Source organism: Streptomyces sp. NPDC047841 (assembly GCF_040704085.1).
GTDB classification, from domain to species: Bacteria; Actinomycetota; Actinomycetes; order Streptomycetales; family Streptomycetaceae; genus Streptomyces; species Streptomyces argyrophylli.
Map to the genome: position 1 here is coordinate 17065 of NZ_JBEYRP010000015.1, position 19324 is coordinate 36388.

The window sequence follows — 19324 nt, forward strand, 5'->3', positions numbered from 1 at the left end:
GGGGTGCGACCCGGCGTTTGAAGCCGTTGTCAGTGGCGCAATGCACTATCGGAGGCGGAGGTGGTGCAGGTGCGGGCCGGGGCGTACGACTGTGATGTGCTCGTCATCGGTGGGGGGATCGTCGGGCTGTCGACCGCGTATGCGATCACCCGGGCCGCGCCCGGTACGCGCGTGGTCGTGCTGGAGAAGGAGCCGGGGCCGGCGCGGCACCAGACGGGGCGCAACAGCGGGGTGATCCACAGCGGGATCTACTACCGTCCGGACTCGCTCAAGGCGCGGTACGCGGTGCGGGGCGCCGCCGAGATGGTGAAGTTCTGCGCCGAGTACGGCATCGCGCACGCCGTCACCGGCAAGCTGATCGTCGCCACCGAGCGGGACGAGCTGCCGCGGCTGCACGCGCTGGTGCAGCGCGGCCGGGAGAACGGCATCCCGGTGCGGGAGCTGGGCCCCGCGCAGATCACCGAGTACGAACCCGAGGTGCGCGGCCTCGCCGCCATACACGTCGATACGACCGGGGTGTGCGACTTCGTGGGCGTCGCGGACGAGCTGGCGCGGGCCTCCGGCGCGGAGATCCGGTACGGCGCCCGGGTGGTGCGCGTGGACCGGCGGCCGGAGCGGGGCGTGGCCGTGCTCACCGCGACCGGGGACGTCGTACGCGCGCGCGTGCTCGTGAACTGCGCCGGGCTGTACTGCGACGAGGTGGCCCGGCTGACCGGCGACGACCCCGGGGTGCGGATCGTGCCGTTCCGCGGGGAGTACTACGAGCTGGCGCGGCCGGAACTGGTGCGGGGGCTGGTGTACCCGGTGCCGGACCCGGCGTTCCCGTTCCTCGGGGTGCATCTGACGCGCGGCATCGACGGCGGCGTGCACATCGGGCCCAACGCGGTGCCGGCGCTCGCCCGGGAGGGGTACGGCTGGGGAGTCGTACGGCCGCGGGAGCTGGCCGGGACGGTCGCGTGGCCGGGGTCCTGGGCGATCGCCCGGCGGCACTGGCGCTACGGCGCCGGCGAGCTGCGCCGGTCGGTGTCCAAGGGGGCGTTCCTGGAGGCGGTGCGAAGACTGCTGCCCGGGGCCGAGGCGGGGGATCTGGTGCGGGCCCCGGCCGGGGTGCGGGCGCAGGCGGTGCTGCGGGACGGGACACTGGTGGACGACTTCCTGATCCGGGAGGGGCCGCGGGCGGTGCACGTACTGAACGCGCCCTCGCCCGCGGCCACGGCCTCGCTGCCGATCGGGCGGGAGATCGGGCGCCGGGCGCTGGCGATGCTCGGCTCGCTGTAGCGGCCGGTCGGCACCCGTAAAATCGGTCGTACTGTGTCTGACTCCCTGAACCCCCCCGCCCCGCCCCCGGCCCCCCACGACCCCGGTGTCCCCGTCCGGCACACCCGGGCCAAGGGCGAGCCGCGCTTTCCCGACGGGCCCAAGGCCGATCCGGCCGGGTCCCACTTCGAGCGGCGGATCCGCAGCTTCCAGCCGCGGCGGAGCCGGGTGACGGCCGGGCAGGCCGACGCGTTGCAGCGGCTGTGGCCCAAGTGGGGGCTGGACATCGACGGGCAGCGGGTGATCGACCTCGCCGAGCTGTTCGGCAACGACCGTCCCGTGGTCCTGGAGATCGGGTTCGGGATGGGCGAGGCCACCGCGCGGATGGCCGCCGGCGACCCGGACACCAACATCCTGGCCGTCGACGTGCACACCCCCGGCCAGGGCAACCTGCTGGGTCTGGCCGACCGCAACGGCCTGTCCAACGTCCGGGTGGGCAACGGCGACGCGATCATCCTGCTCCGGGAGATGCTCCGCCCGGACGCGCTGGACGGGCTGCGGGTCTACTTCCCCGACCCCTGGCCCAAGAAGCGGCACCACAAGCGGCGGCTCATCCAGCCCGAGTTCCTGACGCTCGCCGCGTCCCGGATGAGGCCGGGCGCGCTCCTGCACTCCGCGACCGACTGGGAGCCGTACGCCGAGCAGATGCTGGACGTGCTCACCGCCCACCCCGGCTTCGAGAACACCCAGCCGGACGGCGGTTTCGCGCCGCGCCCGGAGTTCCGGCCGCTGACCCGTTTCGAGGGACAGGGACTGGACAAGGGTCATGTGGTGAACGACCTGCTGTTCCGGCGCGTCCCGCACAGCACCGCTGAGCTGGGCCGATAATCCGCTCCAGCCCCTCGTCCCGCCACCGTTAGGGTCGATGCCGTGGCCACCAGTCCTCCGTTTCCGACGTACCCCCCGCGCCCCGGCGACGGTGTGCTGCGCCACCCGCACTGGTGGCAGCGCCGGTGGGTGCGGTACGGGGCACTGAGTTCCCTGCTGGCCCTGTCCGGCCTGGTCATCCTCGCGCTCGTACGGCGGCAGACGGGCACGGAGGGCTTCCTCGTCGGCCTCGGACTGGCCGTACTGCCCGTGCCCTGGCTGATGGCCGCCTTCCGGTGGCTGGACCGGGTGGAGCCGGGCCCCTGGCGGAATCTGGTCTTCTCCTTCGCCTGGGGGGCCTGCGCGGCGGCGCTGATAGCCATCGTGGCCAACAGCTTCGCGACCAAGTGGATCGCCACCTCGACCGCGGACCCGGCCAGTGCCGACACGCTGGGCGCCACCGTGATAGCGCCGATCGTGGAGGAGTCCGCGAAGGCCGCCGCCGTCCTGCTGGTGTTCCTCTTCCGCCGGCGTGACTTCACCGGGATCGTGGACGGGGTGGTGATAGCGGGCGTCACCGCCACCGGGTTCGCGTTCACCGAGAACATCCTCTACCTCGGTACGGCCTTCGGGACCGACCAGCTCACCGGCGACCGCGGCATCGCCTCCGTCACCGCCGCCACCTTCTTCGTGCGCATCGTGATGTCCCCGTTCGCGCACCCCCTGTTCACCGTCCTCACCGGCATCGGCTTCGGCGTCGCCGCGCTGTCCGCCGAGCGGCAGCACGTGCGGCGGGTGCTGCTGCCGGTGGTGGGGCTGCTGCTCGCGATGAGCATGCACGCCTTCTGGAACGGCTCCTCCACCTTCGGCGAGTACGGCTTCTTCGCCGTCTACGGCGCCTTCATGGTGCCCGTGTTCGCGGTGGTGACCTGGCTGGCGGTCTGGACCCGGCAGCGGGAGCTGCGGACCGTGCGGGCGGAGCTGCCCACGTACGTGCTGGCCGGGTGGCTGGGCCCGGCCGAGCCGTTCGCGCTCGGGTCGATGCGGGCGCGCCGGATGGCCCGGGACTACGCCCGGCACCACCACGGGCGCCAGGCCGCGCGGGAGGTGGCCCGGTACGAGGCGTACGCGACCTCGCTGGCGTTCCTGCGGCACCGGGGGCGCGGGGGCAAGGCCGGCCCCGACTTCGTCGTCCGGGAGCGTGAGCTGCTGGACGAGCTGTGGAAGCGCAGGGACGTGGCCCGGCCCGCGCTGGAGTACGCGAGCAGGGCGTCGGTTCCCGCGCCGGTGTTCTGGGGGCCGGCGCCGTACGGGTATCCGGCGGTGCCGTACCCCGCGTACAACCCGTACCGGACGTAGTCCCGGGGGCTGACGGGGTTTCTTCGGCACCGCCGGGCCGCGCGGTGCCGGGATGATCCAGAGGAAAGACCGCAGCTAGGCGGACGCCTCCGTCAGCCGGGTCACCTCGGCCTCCGTCAGCTCCAGCTCCGCGACCCCCAGCAGCGCCGGGAGCTGTTCCACCGTCCTCGCCGAGGCGATCGGGGCCGTGACCGTGGGCTGGGCGGCGAGCCAGGCCAGGGCCACCGTGGCGACGGGGGCCCCGTGGGCCGCGGCGATCTCGTCCAGGGCCGCGAGGACCTTCTGGCCGCGCTCGGACTCCGCGTGCTTCCGGGCTCCTTCGGCGCGGGCGCTGTCGACGGTCGTACCGGGCCGGTACTTGCCGGTGAGAAAGCCCGAGGCGAGGGAGAAGTACGGGACGGCGGACAGGCCCTCGCGGGCGACGAGGTCCTGCAGCGGGCCCTCGTAGGTGTCCCGGGAGACCAGGTTGTAGTGCGGCTGGACGGCGACGTAGCGGGCGAGGCCCTCGCGGTCGGAGAAGTCCAGGGAGGCCCGCAGCCGCTCGGGGCTGATGTTGGACGCGGCGATGTGCCGGACCTTCCCGGCCCTCACCAGCTCGTCCAGCGCGCCGATGATCTCCTCGACCGGCACCTCGGGCTTGTCGAAGTGGGTGTAGTAGAGGTCGATGTGGTCGGTGCCCAGCCGGCGCAGGGAGGCGTCGGCGGCGGCCTTGATGTTGGCCGCGGACAGGCCCTGGTACTCCGGGTGCTGGCTGACCTTGGTGGCGATGACGACTTCGGAGCGGTTGCCGCGGGCCTTGACCCACTTGCCGATGATCGTCTCCGACTCGCCGCCCTGGTTGCCCTCGATCCAGGCGGAGTAGGAGTCGGCGGTGTCGATGAAGTTGCCGCCCGCGGCGGTGTAGGCGTCGAGGACGGCGAAGGAGGCTTGTTCGTCGGCGGTCCAGCCGAAGACGTTGCCACCGAGGGAGAGCGGGAAGACCTCGAAATCGGAAGAGCCGAGTTTACGAAGCGATGTCATACGTCAAGGCAACACCGGCGGCGGGTGATCGCATCCCGCCGCCGGCACGGAGTCCCCGTCAAGATCTCGCAAAGGTCCCTGCGCGGGACGGGACCGTCAGGGGTTGAGGCCCTTGCCGCGCAGCCACGCCATCGGGTCGATGCCGGTGGGCTGGCCGTCGGGGTGGACCTCCATGTGGACGTGCGGCCCGGTGACGTTGCCGGTGGCGCCGACGCGGCCGATGACCTCGCCGGTGGTGACCTTCTGGCCGACGGAGACGCTGATCGAGGACTGGTGGCAGAACCACAGCTCGGTGCCGTCGTCCAGGGTGAGGATGGTGCGGTAGCCGTAGGAGCCGGCCCAGCCCGCCTCGGTGATCGTGCCGCTGTGCACGGCCTTGATCAGGGTGCCGGTGGGGGCGGCGAAGTCGAGACCAGTGTGGTAGCCGGAGGACCACATCCCGCCGGCCTGGCCGAAGGTCGAGGTGATCGTGTACGAGGAGGTGGGCAGCGTGTATTGCTCGGCCAGCTTCGCCAGCCGCTCCTCCTCCGCCTTCTTCGCGGCGGCGGCCTCCGCCTTCTCCTTGGCCGCGGCGGCCTGGGCGGCGGCCTCCTTCTCGGCCTGGGCGGCGGCGTCGGCGCTCTGCTTCTCGGCGGCGGCGACCGCGGCGGCGGTGGCCCTGCTCTGGGCCTGGCCCTGCTGCTGCTCGGCCTGGGCCATGATCCGGTTGCGCAGTGCCTCGCCCGCGTCGGCGCTGTCCTCGCCGGCGGCCGTGGTCACACCGACGGTGCTCAGCGTGGCCGTGGCGGCCTCGGCCGGGTGGGAGTCGGCCGAGTGGTCGTGGAAGAGGGAGCCGACCGAGGGCAGGTCCGGCAGGGAGAGGGAGACCGGCGGCTTGCCGGTGTTGGCGCTGGCCATGCCGCCCGCGCCGACCGCGGCCATGACGCCGACGCCCAGGACGGTGGAGCTGCGCGCGAAGCCGCCGCGCTGCTTGGCGACGCGATGCCGGCCGCGCACCGGGGCGACGGACTCCTCGGTGGGGTTCCACTCCTCCCAGGGGCCCTCCTCGGCGCGGTAGGCGCCGTACCCGAAGGTCTCGGGCTCGCGCTGAGCCGGTATGTACGGGGCTTCTGGGGCAGGCCGGTTGGACGCCACGCGGGCGTACTCCTTTCCTTCCTTTCGCCTACCGGGTTAGCTGACGGGTTCGGAGCAGGAAGGTCTCCTACGCGCGTATACCGGTCGTGGACTCGACGAGTTCACGACGGCATTCGCGTGATTCACCCCAGGGTGGTGGTTCCCCGGCTCCCTCGCGGGATTCGGCGCGTGCGCACGGAGCCGCCTCTTGTGACGGCTGTGACGACCGCGCTGCGTTATCGAACGTTAATAGACCCGACAGTCACTTTCCAAGCCGTTCGGCTTGATCATTCACGTCTTTACCGGCGGAGCTATCGGCCACTACTCCGCCAAAACGGGCGAGTTGACCGAGCGTCCGGCCCGTTCAGCAGTCACTTTCGGTTTTGATGGTGACTCAGATGTTATGCGCACGGCGGTCGCCCGGTCACCTTCGGTGACGGTCCGGGCCGCCGCACGGCGAGCAGCGCCATGTCGTCGGCCATGCCGCCCCCGGAGTACCGGCGCGCCTCCTCGGCGAGCCGGCCGACCAGCGCGGCCGGGCCGGCGAAGGCGCGCCCGGCGAGCCGCCGTTCGGGGTCGTAGAACCGGCCGTGGGCGTCCCGGGCCTCGGACAGGCCGTCGGTGTGGAACAGCAGGGTCGCGCCGCTCGGGAAGGCGGTCTCGGTGGCCCTGTCCGGCCACATGCCGAGGTCGCCCATGCCGAGCGGCAGCGCGGGCTCGGCGGGCGCCAGGGTGCGCAGGGTGCCGTCGGCGTGCAGCAGCAGCGGCGGCGGATGGCCGCGGTTGACGATCCGTACGAGGCCGTCGCCGTGCGGGAGTTCGGCGAGGACCGCGGTGGTGAACCCCTCGAAGGCGTCGATCCCGTCGCGCCGGGTGCCCTCGCGGGCCAGCGCCCGCTCCAGCCGCCCGGCGACCGCCTCCAGCGTGGCCTCCTGCTCGGCCGCCTCCCGGAACGCGCCGATCACCACGGCCACCGCGGCGACCGCGCCCATGCCCTTGCCGCGCACGTCCCCGACGACCAGCCGGACGCCGTAGGGGCTGTCCTGCACGGCGTACAGGTCGCCGCCGATGAACGCGTCCTGCCGTGCCGCCTCGTAGCAGGCCGCGATCTCGTAGCCGCCGATCCGCTCGTCCGGTTCCGGCAGGACGGCCCGCTGGGCGGCCTCGGCGATCTCGCGGGCGGAGGCGAGCCGCCGGTCGCCCCGCCGGACCACCCGGTTGATGGCGACGGCCAGCAGGGCGACCGTCGCGACGGTGACCACGTCGGTGAGGGTGCCCACGGCGGGATGGGCCCCGGCGTGGGTGTGCACGGCGTAGGCGGCGGCGAGGGAGAGGAGACCGGTCAGGACGGTGGTGCGCAGCGAGGACAGGGGCGCGGCGACCAGCGGGGCCGCGGTGAAGAACGGGACGGCGGTGAAGTCGTCCGGGGCGAGCAGGCCGTACAGGACACCGCAGACGACGAGCAGGGCGGGCAGGGCGCGGGCCAGGGCGCGGGGGCTCGGGCGGCGGCGGGCGCGCGCCGGCACCGGTTCGTCACCGAGCCCCGGGTCGGGCACGGGGTCGCCGGGGAGCCGGCCGCCCGCCCTGGCGTACAGGCTGTCCTCCACCTTTCCAGGGCGCACCGCGTGTCTCCCGCTTGTCCGACGTACCTCCAGGTTTCCGGGCCCCGGGGCGGGCGGCGACCGGTGTGGGCCGAAAGGGGTGTGCGAGCGGTCCCGCGCATGGCGTACACTGGAGTCACAACGACGCGGGGTGGAGCAGCTCGGTAGCTCGCTGGGCTCATAACCCAGAGGTCGCAGGTTCAAATCCTGTCCCCGCTACTGAAGGCGCAGGGCCCGGAATCCCCAGGATTCCGGGCCCTGAGTCGTTCTCGGCCCACTGCGGCGCCCCGCGGGGGCGCGGGGAGCCGCGCGACCGGCCGCGACGCACCCGCGCCCGCCCGCCAGGCACCCCGGCGGGCGGGCGGGCGCTCACAGCAGATGGGCGTTCGGTGCCTTGGCCAGCTCCTCCAGCTCGGGCAGCACGACGACCCGCGCGCCCCGGGAGGCCAGGACCCCGCTTCCGTCGGCCGCCGCCACGAACGTGTCCGGCTCACGCCAGGCGGTGACCACCCTGCGCACCCCCGCCCGGAGGATCAGCTCGGCGCAGGGTGCCGGCCGGGACGCACGCCGGGCACAGGGCTCCAGGCTGCTGTACACGGTGGCACCGGCCAGCCGCGGGTCGTCCGCGCCGATCTTCGCGAGCGCCGCCTCCTCCGCGTGGACGACGGGATCGGCGCCCTCCCGCGAATGGCCGCGGGCCAGCTCCGTGCCGTCGGCGGCCACGACCACCGCACCGACGCTGAACGCCGTCTCCGACGGCGGACACAGCGCCGCCAGTTCACAGGCGGTCCGCAGCCAGTGGCGGTCGGCGGCGGTGGCGACCGGCCCGGTGCCGGGGGCCGTCGGCACGTACCGCACGAGCACGACGTCCCCTATCCGGCGGGTGTCGAGCAGGCGCAGCCGTCCGGGCTGGTAGGCCCCCGGCCCGAACAGGCGGGGCGCCGCGGGATCGCCGACGAACAGCGGGGCGAGGACCAGCTGGAGTTCGTCGGCGAGGCCCTGGTGCAGCAGCTGGGTGTGGACCGTGCCGCCGCCCTCCACCATCAGGCGGCCGACGCCGCGCACGTCGTGGAGGTGCTCCAGCAGGGCCCGCCAGTCCAGGTCGGGACCGAGCGGGACGACGTCGGCGCTGCGCCCGAGGCGGCGGGCGGCCCGCTCGGCGCCCCGGTCGGTGGTGTAGACGATCTTGTCGCCGCCGGTGTGCCAGAACCTGGCGTCCGGATCGAGGTCGCCGGTGGCCGTGACCGTGACCTTCAGCGGGTACTCCGGCTCACCCCGCGCCACCCGCTCCGCGCGCCGCTCGGCGGAGTTGACCAGCAGGCGGGGGTTGTCGGCGCGGATCGTCCCGGCGCCGACGAGGATCGCGTCGGCCGAGGCCCGTACCGCGTCGACCCGGTCGAAGTCGGCCGGGCTGGACAGCAGCAGGCGGTCGGGGCCGGTGTCGTCCAGGTAACCGTCGAGGGAGACGGCGGCGGACAGCAGCACGTACGGCAGGGGCATCGGCGCCCTCTCTTCCGGAGGCGGAGCTCACCCGTCCGGCGGACGAGCTGGTTCAAGTTTTAAACAAACTTACACTGGGGGCATGACGACCCGCTGGCTCACGCCCGACGAGCAGCGCGCCTGGCGCGCCTACATGGCCGCCTCCCGTCTCCTGGAGGACGCCATCGACCGGCAGCTCCAGCAGGAGGGCGGCATGCCGCACCTGTTCTACTCGGTGCTGGCCAACCTCTCCGACGCCCCCGACCGGCGGCTGCGCATGACCGATCTCGCCGAGACGCTGAAGATCACCCGCAGCCGGCTCACGTACGTGGTGACCCGGCTGGAGCGGGACGGCCTGGTGCGCCGGGAGAACTGCCGCTGGGACAAGCGCAGCTCGCTCGCCGTGCTGACGGACGAGGGGGTGGCCGTCCTGGAGCGTACGGCGCCCGGGCACGTCGAGACGGTCCGCAGCACCCTGTTCGACCGGCTGACCCCGGAGCAGGTGGGGCAGCTCGAGGAGATCTGCACGGGGATCGCGCGCGGGCTGCAGGGCGAGGACGACCGGTGCGGCGCCGAGGACGTCCCCTGGCGGCGCCGTTCGTCGTGCTCATCGCCCTCGGCATCCTCCTGAGCGGGGCCCCCGGGCGTCCTGCCGAGCGGGCCGGGCCGCCGGGTCCGCGATTGCTTTAACTTTTAAGCAGAGGTAGGGTCCCTGCGAACCGCTGCTTCAAATCTGAAGCAACTGTCTCGGAGGACCCGCATGCCCGACATCCCCGCCGCCATCCCGCGCGCCCGCGTCCGGGTACCGCTGCGCTTCGCCGACGGCTACGGCACCGACGCCGAACTCGTCACCTTCCACGGCCTCACCGACGGCCGGGAACACCTCGCCGTCGTCCTCGGCGACCCCGGCCCCGTCCCGCTGGTGCGCCTGCACTCCGAGTGCCTGACCGGGGACGTCTTCGGCTCGGCCCGCTGCGACTGCGGACCTCAGCTGCGCGAGGCGGTCGAGCGCATCGCCGGCCGCGGCGGCGTCCTGCTCTACCTCCGCCAGGAAGGCCGGGGCATCGGCCTCTACAACAAGCTCGACGCGTACGCCCTCCAGGACGAGGGGCTCGACACCTACGCGGCGAACGCCGCCCTCGGCCTGCCGGAGGACGCCCGCGACTACACGGCAGCCGCCCAGATGCTCGGCGCCCTCGGCATCACCGAGCTCGACCTGCTCTCCAACAACCCCGACAAGGCCGAACAGCTGCGCTCGCTGGGGATCGCGGTACGGGACCGGGTGCCGACCGGTGTCTTCACCACCGCCCACAACGTCCGCTACCTGCGCGCGAAGGTGCTCCAGACCCAGCACACCCTGCCGCTGGCGGAACTGACGGAGCTGACCGAGCTGACTGCGGGCTAGCCGGCGGCGGGGCGGCCGGGGAGCCGGAGGGCGGAGAGGACGGCGACGGCGAGCAGGGCGGCCGTCACGGCGTACGTGAGCCGGAAGCTGGCCGGTGACGGGCCCGCCGCGGCCAGCACCACCGACAGCAGGGCCGTACCGACCGACGCGGCGAGCTGGGCGTTGATGCTCAGCGCGGTGCTGGCTCCGGGCAGCCGGTCCGGGGGCAGGCCACGGGTCGCGGTGGTCATCGCCGGCATCAGCGTCATCCCGGCGCCGACACCCATCACCATGCCCGCGACGACGACCCGCCAGGGCGCGACCCCCGCCGTGCCGGTCTGCCAGGCCATCAGGCCCATTCCGAGGGCGGCCACCGCACAGCCGGCCGTGATCAGCCGGCGCGGCACCGCCGTGTCGATCCGCCGGGCCGCGATCTGCATCGTCACCCCGACCACCAGCCCGGTCGGCGCCCCGAGCAGCCCGGCCGCCGTCGCGCTCAGGCCCCGCTCCTGCTGCCAGTACAGCGGCCCGAGCAGCATCGATCCGAAGTAGCCGCAGGTGAACGGGGCGAGCGTGCCGATACCTGCGGCGAAGGTGCGCTCCCGCAGCAGCCGCAGGTCCAGCAGCGGCGCGCGGACGGTGAGTGCCCGCCGTACGAAGGCCGCCGCGAGGACGGCGCCGGCGAGCGTCGGCAGCAGCGCGCCGGGTGCCGTGAAGTCCCCGCCCTCACCGCCCCGCGCCAGGCCGTACAGCAGCAGGGCCAGACCGGGCGAGAGCATCAGCAGGCCGGGAACGTCCAGCCGGGGCAGGTCGCGGCCACGGGCCTCCGGGGCGTCCCGGGGCAGCAGCCGGGCCGCCAGCACCAGGGCCAGGGCGCCGACGGGCAGGTTGATCAGGAAGATCCAGTGCCAGGACGCGGCGTCCACCAGCCGGCCGCCGAGCACCGGACCGGCGACCGGGCCGATCAGGATGGGCAGCCCCAGCAGGCCCATCGCCCGGCCGAGCCGGGCCCGGTCCGCGGCCCGCATGCCCATCGCCATGCCGACGGGCTGCAGCAGGCCGCCGCCCAGCCCCTGCACCACGCGGAACGCGATCAGGCTCCCCGCGTCCCAGGCGCAGGCGGCGAGCAGCGAGCCCAGCGTGAACAGGGCGAGGGCGGTCATGTACGTCCGCTTGGCGCCGGCGCGGCCCATCGCCCACGCGGCGGCCGGGATGACCGCGGCGAGCGCGAGGGTGTACGCGGTCGCGGTCCACTGGATGGTCTCCAGCGGGGCGCCGAAGGACTCCGAGAGGCGGCGCAGCGCGACGTTGACGATCGTCATGTCCAGCACGGACATGGTCGTGCCGAGGACGACGACGGTGACGACCCGGTGGAGGACGGCCGGGGAGGCCGCGGCAGGGCCCGCCACGCCGGCGGGGGGAACGGGCCGGGCGGAACCGGCGGACCGGAGCCTGCTCATCGCAGCCCCCTCAGCCCGCGTAGGGGCGCTCGGCGCGCGCGGTCCGCAGGGCCCGGCCCCACCAGGTGAGCTGGCCGAGCATGCCCTTGGCCGCGCCCGCGCTCACGTCGGCGTCGCGCGGGGTGCCGTCCTCGTCCAGGCCGGACCAGGGCCCGTGCAGGCTGACCGAGTCGCGCACGGTCACGGCGTGCAGTTCGGCGAAGACCAGCCGGAGCTGCTCCACCGCGCGCAGCCCGCCGCCGAGACCGCCGTACGACACGAAGCCGACCGGCTTGGCCTGCCACTCGCGGTGGTGCCAGTCGATGAGGTTCTTCAGGGCCGCCGGGAAGCTGTGGTTGTACTCGGGGGTGACGATCACGAACGCGTCGGCGGCGGCGAGCCGCGGTGACACGTCCCGCAGCGCGGCGACGGCCTCGGGGCCCGGGGTGCCGCCCCAGCCGGGCAGCACCAGCGGCAGGTCCACCCCGGCGAGGTCGATGACGTCGAGGTCGAGGCCCGGGTCGGCGGCGGCCGTGGTGAGGAACCAGTCGGCGACGGCCCTCCCCAGCCGGCCCTCACGCACGCTGCCGACGATGACGGTGACGCGAAGCGCATCGGAAACGGACACAGTTGTCCCCCTTGTGACGAATGCCGGTCCGGCGGTGACCGGTTCCGGTGACCGCCTCGCCATGAAAGTACAACGAGCGTTGTAAAAATTACAACGGTCGTTGTACTTCGGCTAGAGTGGCCCGGGGTCACGACGGAAAGGGCGGCAGGCGTGGGCGAGACGAACGAGTCCCGGCCGACACGGGCACGGGACGAGGTGTCACCCCGCAAACGGCAGAAGCAGATGGCCATCGCGAGCGCGGCCTGCACGGTCTTCGGCCGCGAGGGCTACGCCCGCGCCTCGGTCGACGCGCTCGCCGCCGCGGCCGACGTCTCCACCCGCACGCTCTACAACCACTTCCCCGGCGGCAAGGCCCAGCTCTTCCAGACGGTCGTGACCTGGACGTCGAGCGAGGTCCGGAACGCCCAACTGGCGCGCCTGCACGCCGTACTGGACCCGCGGCGCCCACCCCGCCCCGGCGACCTGGAACGCGACCTGGTCGCGCTGGCCCGCGCCTTCCACGGGCTCATGAGCGACTACGCGAACCACTTCGCCCTGGTCCGGCACATCCACGCGGAGGCCGACCACGTCCCGCCCGAGGTCCTCAAGGCGTGGCACGAGGCCGGCCCGGAACCGGTCGGCCGGGCCCTCACCGAGGCGATGGCCCACCTCGAAGACGCCGGCCTGCTGGACCTGCACGGCGACGCGGGCGTGGCCGCCGGCCACTTCACGGCCCTGATCTCGCACCGCATCATCCAGACGACCCATTACGGCGTCCTGCCCCTGCCGGAAGCGGAGACGGACCGTCTGCTCAGGGCCGGGGTGAGCGCGTTCCTCAGGGCGTACGGGGCGAAGTAGCGGGAGCCGCGCCGGCCGGGCCGGGCCCGGACCGCACCGTTCCGCACCGTTCCGCACCGTTCCGCACCGTCTGTGCCGGCTCTTCCCCCTGCGCCGGATCGCGCGGGACCTCACCTTGTATGACCATGTTTGTGGTCTGTACCAGGACCGACCGGGCACCGTGTCCGCTGCCCGCTGTCCACTGCCCGCATCACCGTGGAGGTCGCCGTGTCGGAATCCAACGTGACCGGCCAGGACACCGAGCCGTCCCGCGCCAGACGCCCGCGCCCGAGACCCCTCGTGTACGGCATGGGCGCGGCGCTCACCGGTGTGCTGGCCGTCGCCTCCTGCGGCACCGGCAACGGCAACGGCGGCGGTGCCGCCACCCGCACCCCGACCGCACCCGCCACGTCGAACTTCTCCGGCACCGCGCCGTCCGGCATGTCGTCCTGGTCGGAGTCGAAGAAGGCGGAGGCCAGCCGCTCCGCCTCCGCCGCGGCCGCGTCCGCCTCCGCCCGCGCGTCCGAGTTCGAGGCATCCGTGTCCGCGGAGACGGAACGCGCCCGCGCGGAGGCCCAGAAGCAGCTCGCCAAGGTGAAGGGGCGGGGCAACGCGACGAACGACGTCTCCATGACGGGCGTCCCCCTGTCGCAGACCCACAACGTGCGCGCCCTCCTCGTCACGATGACCAACCGCACCGACAAGCCCGCGTCCTTCGCGGTCCAGGTGGACTTCAGCGACTCCCACGGCAAGGTCGTGGAGACCGTCGTCGTGGGGGCGCAGAACGTCAAGCCGGGGCAGAAGGCGGAGCGCTACGCCATCAGCCACAAGCCTCCCGAGCCCCACCTGACCGCCCGGCTGGCCAAGGCGCAGAGGTACTGACGGGTCGGGGGCCGGCACGGGCGTACCGGCGGCGCAGGCGCCCCGGGAACGCGACGGCGCCCGAGCCGGCCGAAGCCGTCCCGGGCGCTGTGCCGCGGGACGCACGGGGTGATCCCCGGGCCCGCGGACGGTAGGCCGTGTGGGACTCGAACCCACAACCAAGGGATTAAAAGTCCCCTGCTCTGCCAATTGAGCTAACGGCCCGTGCGATGTTGCCTGTCCGAGCATAGCCGGACGAGGCCGTGTCGCCGATCGGGTATCGGGGACACGGCCGCGTCGGGTGGTGCCGGTGCGGGGGGATGGTTACTTTTCGGCCGGGATGGGAGCCGGGGCGGGGCGCCGGGTGAGGAACCAGTGGCGGGCGGAGGCCAGCCACCAGGTCGCCGCGAAGCCGAGGACGACCAGGACGGCGACCGGGGCGTAGTTGAACGTCTCCCAGGTGACCGGGGAGACCTGCGGCAGCATGAACAGGACGGTGATCGCCAGCACCCAGGTCACCGAGACCACCCCGATGGGGCGGGACCAGCGGCCCAGGTGCCAGGGGCCGGGGGTGAACGCGGTGCCCTTGCGGACGCGGAGGAAGGTCGGGATGACGTACGCGATGTACAGGCCGATCACCGCGATGGACGTCACCGCCGCGTAGGCCGTCGTGTTGATCAGGTACGGCAGGCCCAGGGCCAGGGCGCCGAGCGCGGCCAGCCACACCGCCGCCACCGGGGTCCGGGTGCGCGGGCTGACCGTGTGCCAGACGTGCGAGAAGGGCAGCGCGCCGTCCCGAGAAAAGGCGTAGATCATACGGCTGTTGGCCGTGACCGAGGCCATGCCGCAGAAGAGCTGGGCCCCGATCACCACCAGCAGCAGGAGCTTGCCGGCCGTGGCGCCGAGGGCGTCCAGGAGGATCTGGGCGGGCGGTGCGCCGGTGGGGGAGGTGAGGGCACCGCCGTACGACTGGATCGCGAACGTGAAGCCCAGCAGGAGGACGAAGCCCGCGATCCACGACGTCCAGATGGAGCGGACGATGCCCTTCGGGCCCGCGGTGGCCGCGTCGTGGGTCTCCTCGGTCATGTGGGCGGAGGCGTCGTAGCCGGTGAACGTGTACTGGGCCATCAGCAGACCCAGGAGCACCACGTACGGGGTACTGCCCCAGCCCGTCTCGTTGACGAAGTGCGTGAACACGAAGGACGCCGACTGGTGGTGGTCGGGGACGAACGCCAGCGCGCCGACGATCACCGCGACACCGAGGACGTGCCACCACACGCTCACGCTGTTCAGGAACGCGACGATCCGGACGCCGAAGGTGTTCAGCAGACCGTGCAGGAGGAGGATCGCCGCGAACAGCAGCACCGTGCGGCCGGGGGTCACCCGGAAGCCGAACTGGAGGTTCAGCCAGGCGCCGAGGAAGGAGGCCGCGCCGAAGTCGATGCCGGCGGTCACCGCCACCTGCCCCAGCACGTTGAACCAGCCCGTGAACCACGCCCAGGCCGCCGCCGAACGCGGGGGCGCCAGGCGGTGCGCCCAGAAGTACAGGCCCGCCGAGGTCGGGTAGGCCGAGCAGATCTCGGCCATCGACAGGCCCACGAACAGTGTCATCAGGCCCACGGCCACCCAGCCCCAGGTGATCACCGCGGGGCCGCCGGTGGTCATGCCGAAGAGGTACAGGGTCAGGCAGCCGGACAGCACCGAGATGATCGTGAAGGAGACGGCGTAGTTCGAGAACGCCGACATCCGGCGGGCGAGGACCTGGGTGTAGCCGAGCTGGGCCAGCCGTTCCTCGTCCGACAGGCCACCGGCGCTCTCGTCATCTGTCATGCCCCCAGCAATTCCCCCACCGGATGCGTGACATGCGTCACTCGCCGACCGGACATCGATGGCCCGGGTACGCGCGAGGGCCCGTACGAACGGTGTCGTACGGGCCCTCGCCCTGTCTCACCCGGCGTCAGCCGACGCCGTGTCAGCCGTTGCCGTGTCAGCCGTTGCGCTTCCAGCGCGGCTTGTCCTCGCGACGGCCGAAGGAGCCGGTGCCGCGGTGGTCGTCACGACGGCCGTTGGGGCGGTCGTGACCGGCGGACCGGAAGCCCGGGCGGTCGTCGCGGCGGTCGCGGTTGAACGGACGGTCGCTGCCCCGGTGGCCACCGCGCTCGTCACGGCGGAAGCCGCCCCGGTCGTCACGGCGGTCGTCACGACGCTCGAAACCACGGTCGCGGTCGAACGGACGGCGCTCGCCCCGGTCGTCGCGGCGCTCGAAGGAACGGCCGCCCCGGTCGTCGCGGCGGTCGTCGCGGCGCTCGAAACCACGGCCACCGCGGTCGTCACGGCGGTCGTCACGACGCTCGAAACCACGGTCGCGGTCCCGGTCGCGGTCGAACGGACGACGGTCGTCGCGGCGCTCGAAGGAACGGCCGCCCCGGTCGTCACGGCGGTCGTCACGGCGGTCGAAACCACGGTCGCGGTCGAACGGGCGACGGTCGCCGCGGTCCTCGCGGCGCTCGAAGGAACGGCCACCACGGTCGTCACGGCGGTCATCCCGGCGGTCGTCACGGCGCTCGGAGCCACGGTCGCGGTCGAAGCTCCGCCGCTCCCGGCGCTCGTACGGCGCCGAGGCCGCCGGACGCTCCTCGCGCTCGGTCTCGCGCTGCACGGGCTCCTCGGCCACGGCGAGCTGCTCCGCCGCCGTCGCCTGCGCCTCGGCCACCGCTGCCTCGGGGTCGTCGCCGCGCTCGCGGGCCACCCGGGCGACCAGCCGGTCGGCCTCCTCGCGCAGCTCGGTCGCGCGGCGCTGGGCGCGCTCCAGCTGCTTGGTGAGCTGGGCGACCTCGCGCTCGGCCTGCTGGGCGGCGTTGGCGGCGGACTCGGCCTGGACCTCGGTCATGGAGCGGGCGCCGGTGATCTCGGCGACCTCCGGGTCGAAGGCGGCGGCGCCCTGGATGATGTGGCGGGCCGCGTCGACGCCGGCGTCCTCCATGAGGCGGAAGATCTGGCGCCGCTGGTGCGGCAGGGACAGCGACACGACCGTGCCGGTGCGGCCCGCACGGGCGGTACGGCCCGCGCGGTGCAGGTAGTCCTTGTGGTCGCCGGCCGGGTCCACGTTGAGCACCAGGTCGATGCCGTCGACGTGGATGCCGCGCGCGGCGACGTCGGTGGCGACCAGGACGTTGACGTAGCCGTCCTTGAAGTCGGCCAGGGTGCGGGTACGGGCGCCCTGGGTCATGCCGCCGTGCAGCGCGTCGGCCTTCACGCCGGCCTCGCGCAGCTGCTCGGCGACGCGGTCGGCGCCCAGCTGGGTGCGGACGAAGATGATCGTGCGGCCCTTGCGGGAGGCGATCGCGGCGGTGACCGGCGCCTTGTCCTTGGGCTTCACGATGAGGATGTGGTGCGACATGGTCGTCACCGCGCCCTGGGCCGCGTCCACCTCGTGGGAGACGGGGTTGTTCAGGTAGCGGTCGACCAGGGTCTGGATCTCGTTCTCCATCGTGGCGGAGAAGAGCATCCGCTGGCCGTCGGCCGGGACCTGGTCGAGCAGCTCGGTGACCTCGGGCAGGAAGCCCAGGTCGGACATCTGGTCGGCCTCGTCCAGGACGGCGATCCGCACGTCCTCCAGGGAGCAGGCGCCGCGGTTGATGATGTCGCGCAGCCGGCCCGGGGTGGCGACGAGGACGTCGACACCGCGCTCCAGGGCGTAGATCTGGTTGCCCATGGAGGTGCCGCCGCAGACGACCTTCATCTTCAGGCCGAGGACGTCGCCGTACGGCTGGAGGGCGTCGGCGACCTGCATGGCCAGCTCACGGGTCGGGGTGAGGATGACCGCGCGCGGCTTGTGCTTCTGGGTACGGCCGCCGGCCAGCCGGGCCAGGGTCGGCAGGCCGAAGGAGAGGGTCTTGCCGGAGCCGGTGCGGCCACGGCCGAGGATGTCCTTGCCGTCCAGGGCGTCCGGGATGGTCGCGGCCTGGATCGGGAAGGGGGTCGTCACGCCGTTCTGTGCGAGCTTGCGCACGATGCCCTCGGGGAGGCCGAGGTCGGCGAAGGTGGTCTGGGGGGTGTCAGCGGCCTCGGGGGCCTCGGTGACCTCGGTCGTCTCGTCGACGAGTGCGTTCTCGATCTCGATGGTGTTCTCGATCTCGATCTCGTTCTCGGACACGACGAACTGGTCAGTGCTGGACACGGACATGCGAATGCGAAACCTTCCGGAGTCTCTTCGGCACGCGCCCGTCAACTCCGTGAATCGCTCACGACCGCCTCGATGCGGTCCGCCACGGCAAAGGAGAGTACGCGCCACACGGCGCGCTCTGTGGTGGCGCCGGGCAAATGGGATCAAACGATCTACCACCATACGCACCTACCACCCCCGAAGGCAAATGGAGCCGCAGAGGCACAGCTCACACTCGCCGTCCGGCCGCACGCACGCGTCTACGCCGGTACGCCCGCCGCCGGCGCCGGCTCCCGCTGGACCAGCTGGGGGCCCGTCTCCTCGTGCGCCGACGAGGAGGGCTCGGCCGACGGAGGCTCGGAGACGGGCGGCGGCGGGGTGGAGGCCGGCGGCTCGGGCGGGGCGGAGGTCACCGGGGGCGTCGGCGGCGCGTTCGTCGGCACCGGCTCGCCGGGCTCGACGGTCTCGCCCGGCTCGGCCGGTGCCCGGGAGGCGCTGCGCGCGGCGGACGGGGTGGCCGACGCCGCGCCCTTCTTCCCCCGCTTCGCCCTGCCGCCGTGCCCGTGCTTGCCGTCACCGGCCCCGCCGCCTTCCCCGGCGAAGCCGCCCGCGCCGGCCACCGGGCCGCCGTCGGGCACCTCGCCGCCGCGCTGCCCCGCCGAGTGGGAGGGCCGGGCCCGGCCCGCGTCGTCGCCCACGCTCACACAGCCGGCGGCGGCGGTGACGGCCAGTGCCGCGGCGGCGAGACGGACGGGTACGTACAAGGGGCGCACGGTGGCCACCTCCGGGGGCAAGGAAAGGAGTCAACCTCCCCAACTCCAGCCACCCACAGGAGGACACGCGTCCCGCCCCACCGGGCACACATGACCCCGCCCGCCCCTGCGGTCACCCATCCGCCCACAGGAACCGGGCGCCTGGCCCCGCGGCCAGGGCATCACGCGTGCTTCATCACCCGCCCGCGACGGCGTGCTCAGCCGTAGCCGAGGGCGTGGAGGCGGGCGTCGTCGATTCCGAAGTGGTGGGCGATCTCGTGCACCACGGTCACCTCGGTCTCCGCGACGACGTCCTCGCGGCTGTCGCACATCCTCAGCGTGGGACCGCGGTAGACGGTGATCCGGTCCGGCAGGACACCGGCGTACCACTCGCCCCGCTCGGTGAGCGGGGTGCCCTCGTAGAGCCCGAGCAGCTCGGGGTCGTCGGCGGGCGGCTCGTCCTCCACGAACACGGCCACGTTGTCCATGAGCCGCGTCAGCTCCGGCGGAATCCGGTCGAGCGCCTCGGCGACCAGTTCCTCGAACTCCTCGCGCGTCATCTCCAGCACAGGGTCATTGTCCG

The 19324-nt window shown here is 73.2% G+C and carries 17 protein-coding genes, 2 tRNA genes and 1 riboswitch; of the genes, 8 read left to right on the forward strand and 11 right to left on the reverse strand.

The genetic code is table 11. The annotated features are described in order from the left end of the window. Positions 1 to 60 precede the first annotated feature (60 nt). Genes lhgO through AB0947_RS25280 form a run of 3 tightly spaced genes read left to right on the forward strand, consistent with a single transcriptional unit; the run spans position 61 to position 3483 of the window. A complete protein-coding gene (gene lhgO / locus AB0947_RS25270) occupies positions 61 to 1278 on the forward strand; it encodes an L-2-hydroxyglutarate oxidase (protein WP_366752626.1) in 1218 nt (405 codons plus the stop codon). A 33-nt stretch (positions 1279 to 1311) separates the two neighbouring features. After that, on the forward strand, positions 1312 to 2145 hold the full coding sequence (trmB, locus tag AB0947_RS25275; protein WP_366752627.1) for a tRNA (guanosine(46)-N7)-methyltransferase TrmB: 834 nt from the start codon (positions 1312 to 1314) through the stop codon (positions 2143 to 2145). 42 nt (positions 2146 to 2187) lie between these two features. Continuing rightward, positions 2188 to 3483, forward strand: coding sequence for a PrsW family intramembrane metalloprotease (locus tag AB0947_RS25280; protein ID WP_366752628.1), 1296 nt, complete (start codon positions 2188 to 2190; stop codon positions 3481 to 3483). A 75-nt stretch (positions 3484 to 3558) separates the two neighbouring features. Here the strand turns inward: AB0947_RS25280 and AB0947_RS25285 are convergent, their stop codons facing one another. The 3 genes from AB0947_RS25285 to AB0947_RS25295 form a co-directional block, all read right to left on the reverse strand. Further along, positions 3559 to 4503 carry an aldo/keto reductase gene (locus AB0947_RS25285; protein WP_366752629.1) on the reverse strand — a complete coding sequence of 315 codons (945 nt, stop codon included), beginning with the start codon at positions 4501 to 4503 and terminating at the stop codon, positions 3559 to 3561. A 96-nt stretch (positions 4504 to 4599) separates the two neighbouring features. Next, entirely contained in the window at positions 4600 to 5637 is a 1038-nt protein-coding gene (locus tag AB0947_RS25290) for a M23 family metallopeptidase (RefSeq protein ID WP_366752630.1), read from the reverse strand. A gap of 11 nt (positions 5638 to 5648) precedes the next feature. Next, positions 5649 to 5814, reverse strand: a riboswitch (cyclic di-AMP (ydaO/yuaA leader). A gap of 203 nt (positions 5815 to 6017) precedes the next feature. After that, complete coding sequence (locus tag AB0947_RS25295; RefSeq protein WP_366752631.1) at positions 6018 to 7238, reverse strand: PP2C family protein-serine/threonine phosphatase; 1221 nt, start codon at positions 7236 to 7238, stop codon at positions 6018 to 6020. A gap of 124 nt (positions 7239 to 7362) precedes the next feature. On the opposite strand from AB0947_RS25295, the gene AB0947_RS25300 reads away from it, so the two are divergent. After that, a tRNA-Met gene (locus AB0947_RS25300) sits at positions 7363 to 7436 on the forward strand. A 150-nt stretch (positions 7437 to 7586) separates the two neighbouring features. Here the strand turns inward: AB0947_RS25300 and AB0947_RS25305 are convergent. Further along, complete coding sequence (locus AB0947_RS25305; RefSeq protein WP_366752632.1) at positions 7587 to 8717, reverse strand: dihydrofolate reductase family protein; 1131 nt, start codon at positions 8715 to 8717, stop codon at positions 7587 to 7589. 82 nt (positions 8718 to 8799) lie between these two features. On the opposite strand from AB0947_RS25305, the gene AB0947_RS25310 reads away from it, so the two are divergent. Both AB0947_RS25310 and ribA read left to right on the forward strand, forming a co-directional pair. Further along, positions 8800 to 9327, forward strand: coding sequence for a MarR family transcriptional regulator (locus AB0947_RS25310; RefSeq protein WP_366752633.1), 528 nt, complete (start codon positions 8800 to 8802; stop codon positions 9325 to 9327). 129 nt (positions 9328 to 9456) lie between these two features. After that, a complete protein-coding gene (ribA, locus tag AB0947_RS25315; protein ID WP_366752634.1) occupies positions 9457 to 10101 on the forward strand; it encodes a GTP cyclohydrolase II in 645 nt (214 codons plus the stop codon). Here the strand turns inward: ribA and AB0947_RS25320 are convergent. Then, positions 10098 to 11540, reverse strand: coding sequence for a DHA2 family efflux MFS transporter permease subunit (locus tag AB0947_RS25320; protein WP_366752635.1), 1443 nt, complete (start codon positions 11538 to 11540; stop codon positions 10098 to 10100). The two genes, ribA and AB0947_RS25320, sit on opposite strands and share 4 nt — an antisense overlap. A gap of 10 nt (positions 11541 to 11550) precedes the next feature. Further along, on the reverse strand, positions 11551 to 12147 hold the full coding sequence (locus tag AB0947_RS25325) for an NAD(P)H-dependent oxidoreductase (protein WP_366752636.1): 597 nt from the start codon (positions 12145 to 12147) through the stop codon (positions 11551 to 11553). Between the two features lie 150 nt (positions 12148 to 12297). On the opposite strand from AB0947_RS25325, the gene AB0947_RS25330 reads away from it, so the two are divergent. Both AB0947_RS25330 and AB0947_RS25335 read left to right on the forward strand, forming a co-directional pair. Further along, entirely contained in the window at positions 12298 to 12984 is a 687-nt protein-coding gene (locus AB0947_RS25330; RefSeq protein WP_366752637.1) for a TetR/AcrR family transcriptional regulator C-terminal domain-containing protein, read from the forward strand. Between the two features lie 207 nt (positions 12985 to 13191). Then, positions 13192 to 13845 (forward strand): hypothetical protein, encoded by a 654-nt coding sequence (locus tag AB0947_RS25335; protein WP_366752638.1) that lies wholly within the window; start codon positions 13192 to 13194, stop codon positions 13843 to 13845. A 131-nt stretch (positions 13846 to 13976) separates the two neighbouring features. Here AB0947_RS25335 and AB0947_RS25340 read toward each other — a convergent pair. From AB0947_RS25340 to AB0947_RS25360, 5 genes are all read right to left on the reverse strand, one after another. After that, positions 13977 to 14049 (reverse strand) — tRNA-Lys (locus AB0947_RS25340). Between the two features lie 99 nt (positions 14050 to 14148). Next, a complete protein-coding gene (locus AB0947_RS25345; RefSeq protein ID WP_366752639.1) occupies positions 14149 to 15654 on the reverse strand; it encodes an amino acid permease in 1506 nt (501 codons plus the stop codon). A 157-nt stretch (positions 15655 to 15811) separates the two neighbouring features. Further along, positions 15812 to 18010, reverse strand: coding sequence for a DEAD/DEAH box helicase (locus AB0947_RS25350; RefSeq protein WP_366752640.1), 2199 nt, complete (start codon positions 18008 to 18010; stop codon positions 15812 to 15814). Positions 18011 to 18249: 239 nt separating this feature from the next. Beyond that, positions 18250 to 18762, reverse strand: a complete 513-nt coding sequence (locus AB0947_RS25355) for a hypothetical protein (protein WP_366752641.1) — start codon at positions 18760 to 18762, stop codon at positions 18250 to 18252. 197 nt (positions 18763 to 18959) lie between these two features. Continuing rightward, entirely contained in the window at positions 18960 to 19310 is a 351-nt protein-coding gene (locus tag AB0947_RS25360) for a metallopeptidase family protein (protein WP_058081062.1), read from the reverse strand. Positions 19311 to 19324 lie beyond the last annotated feature (14 nt).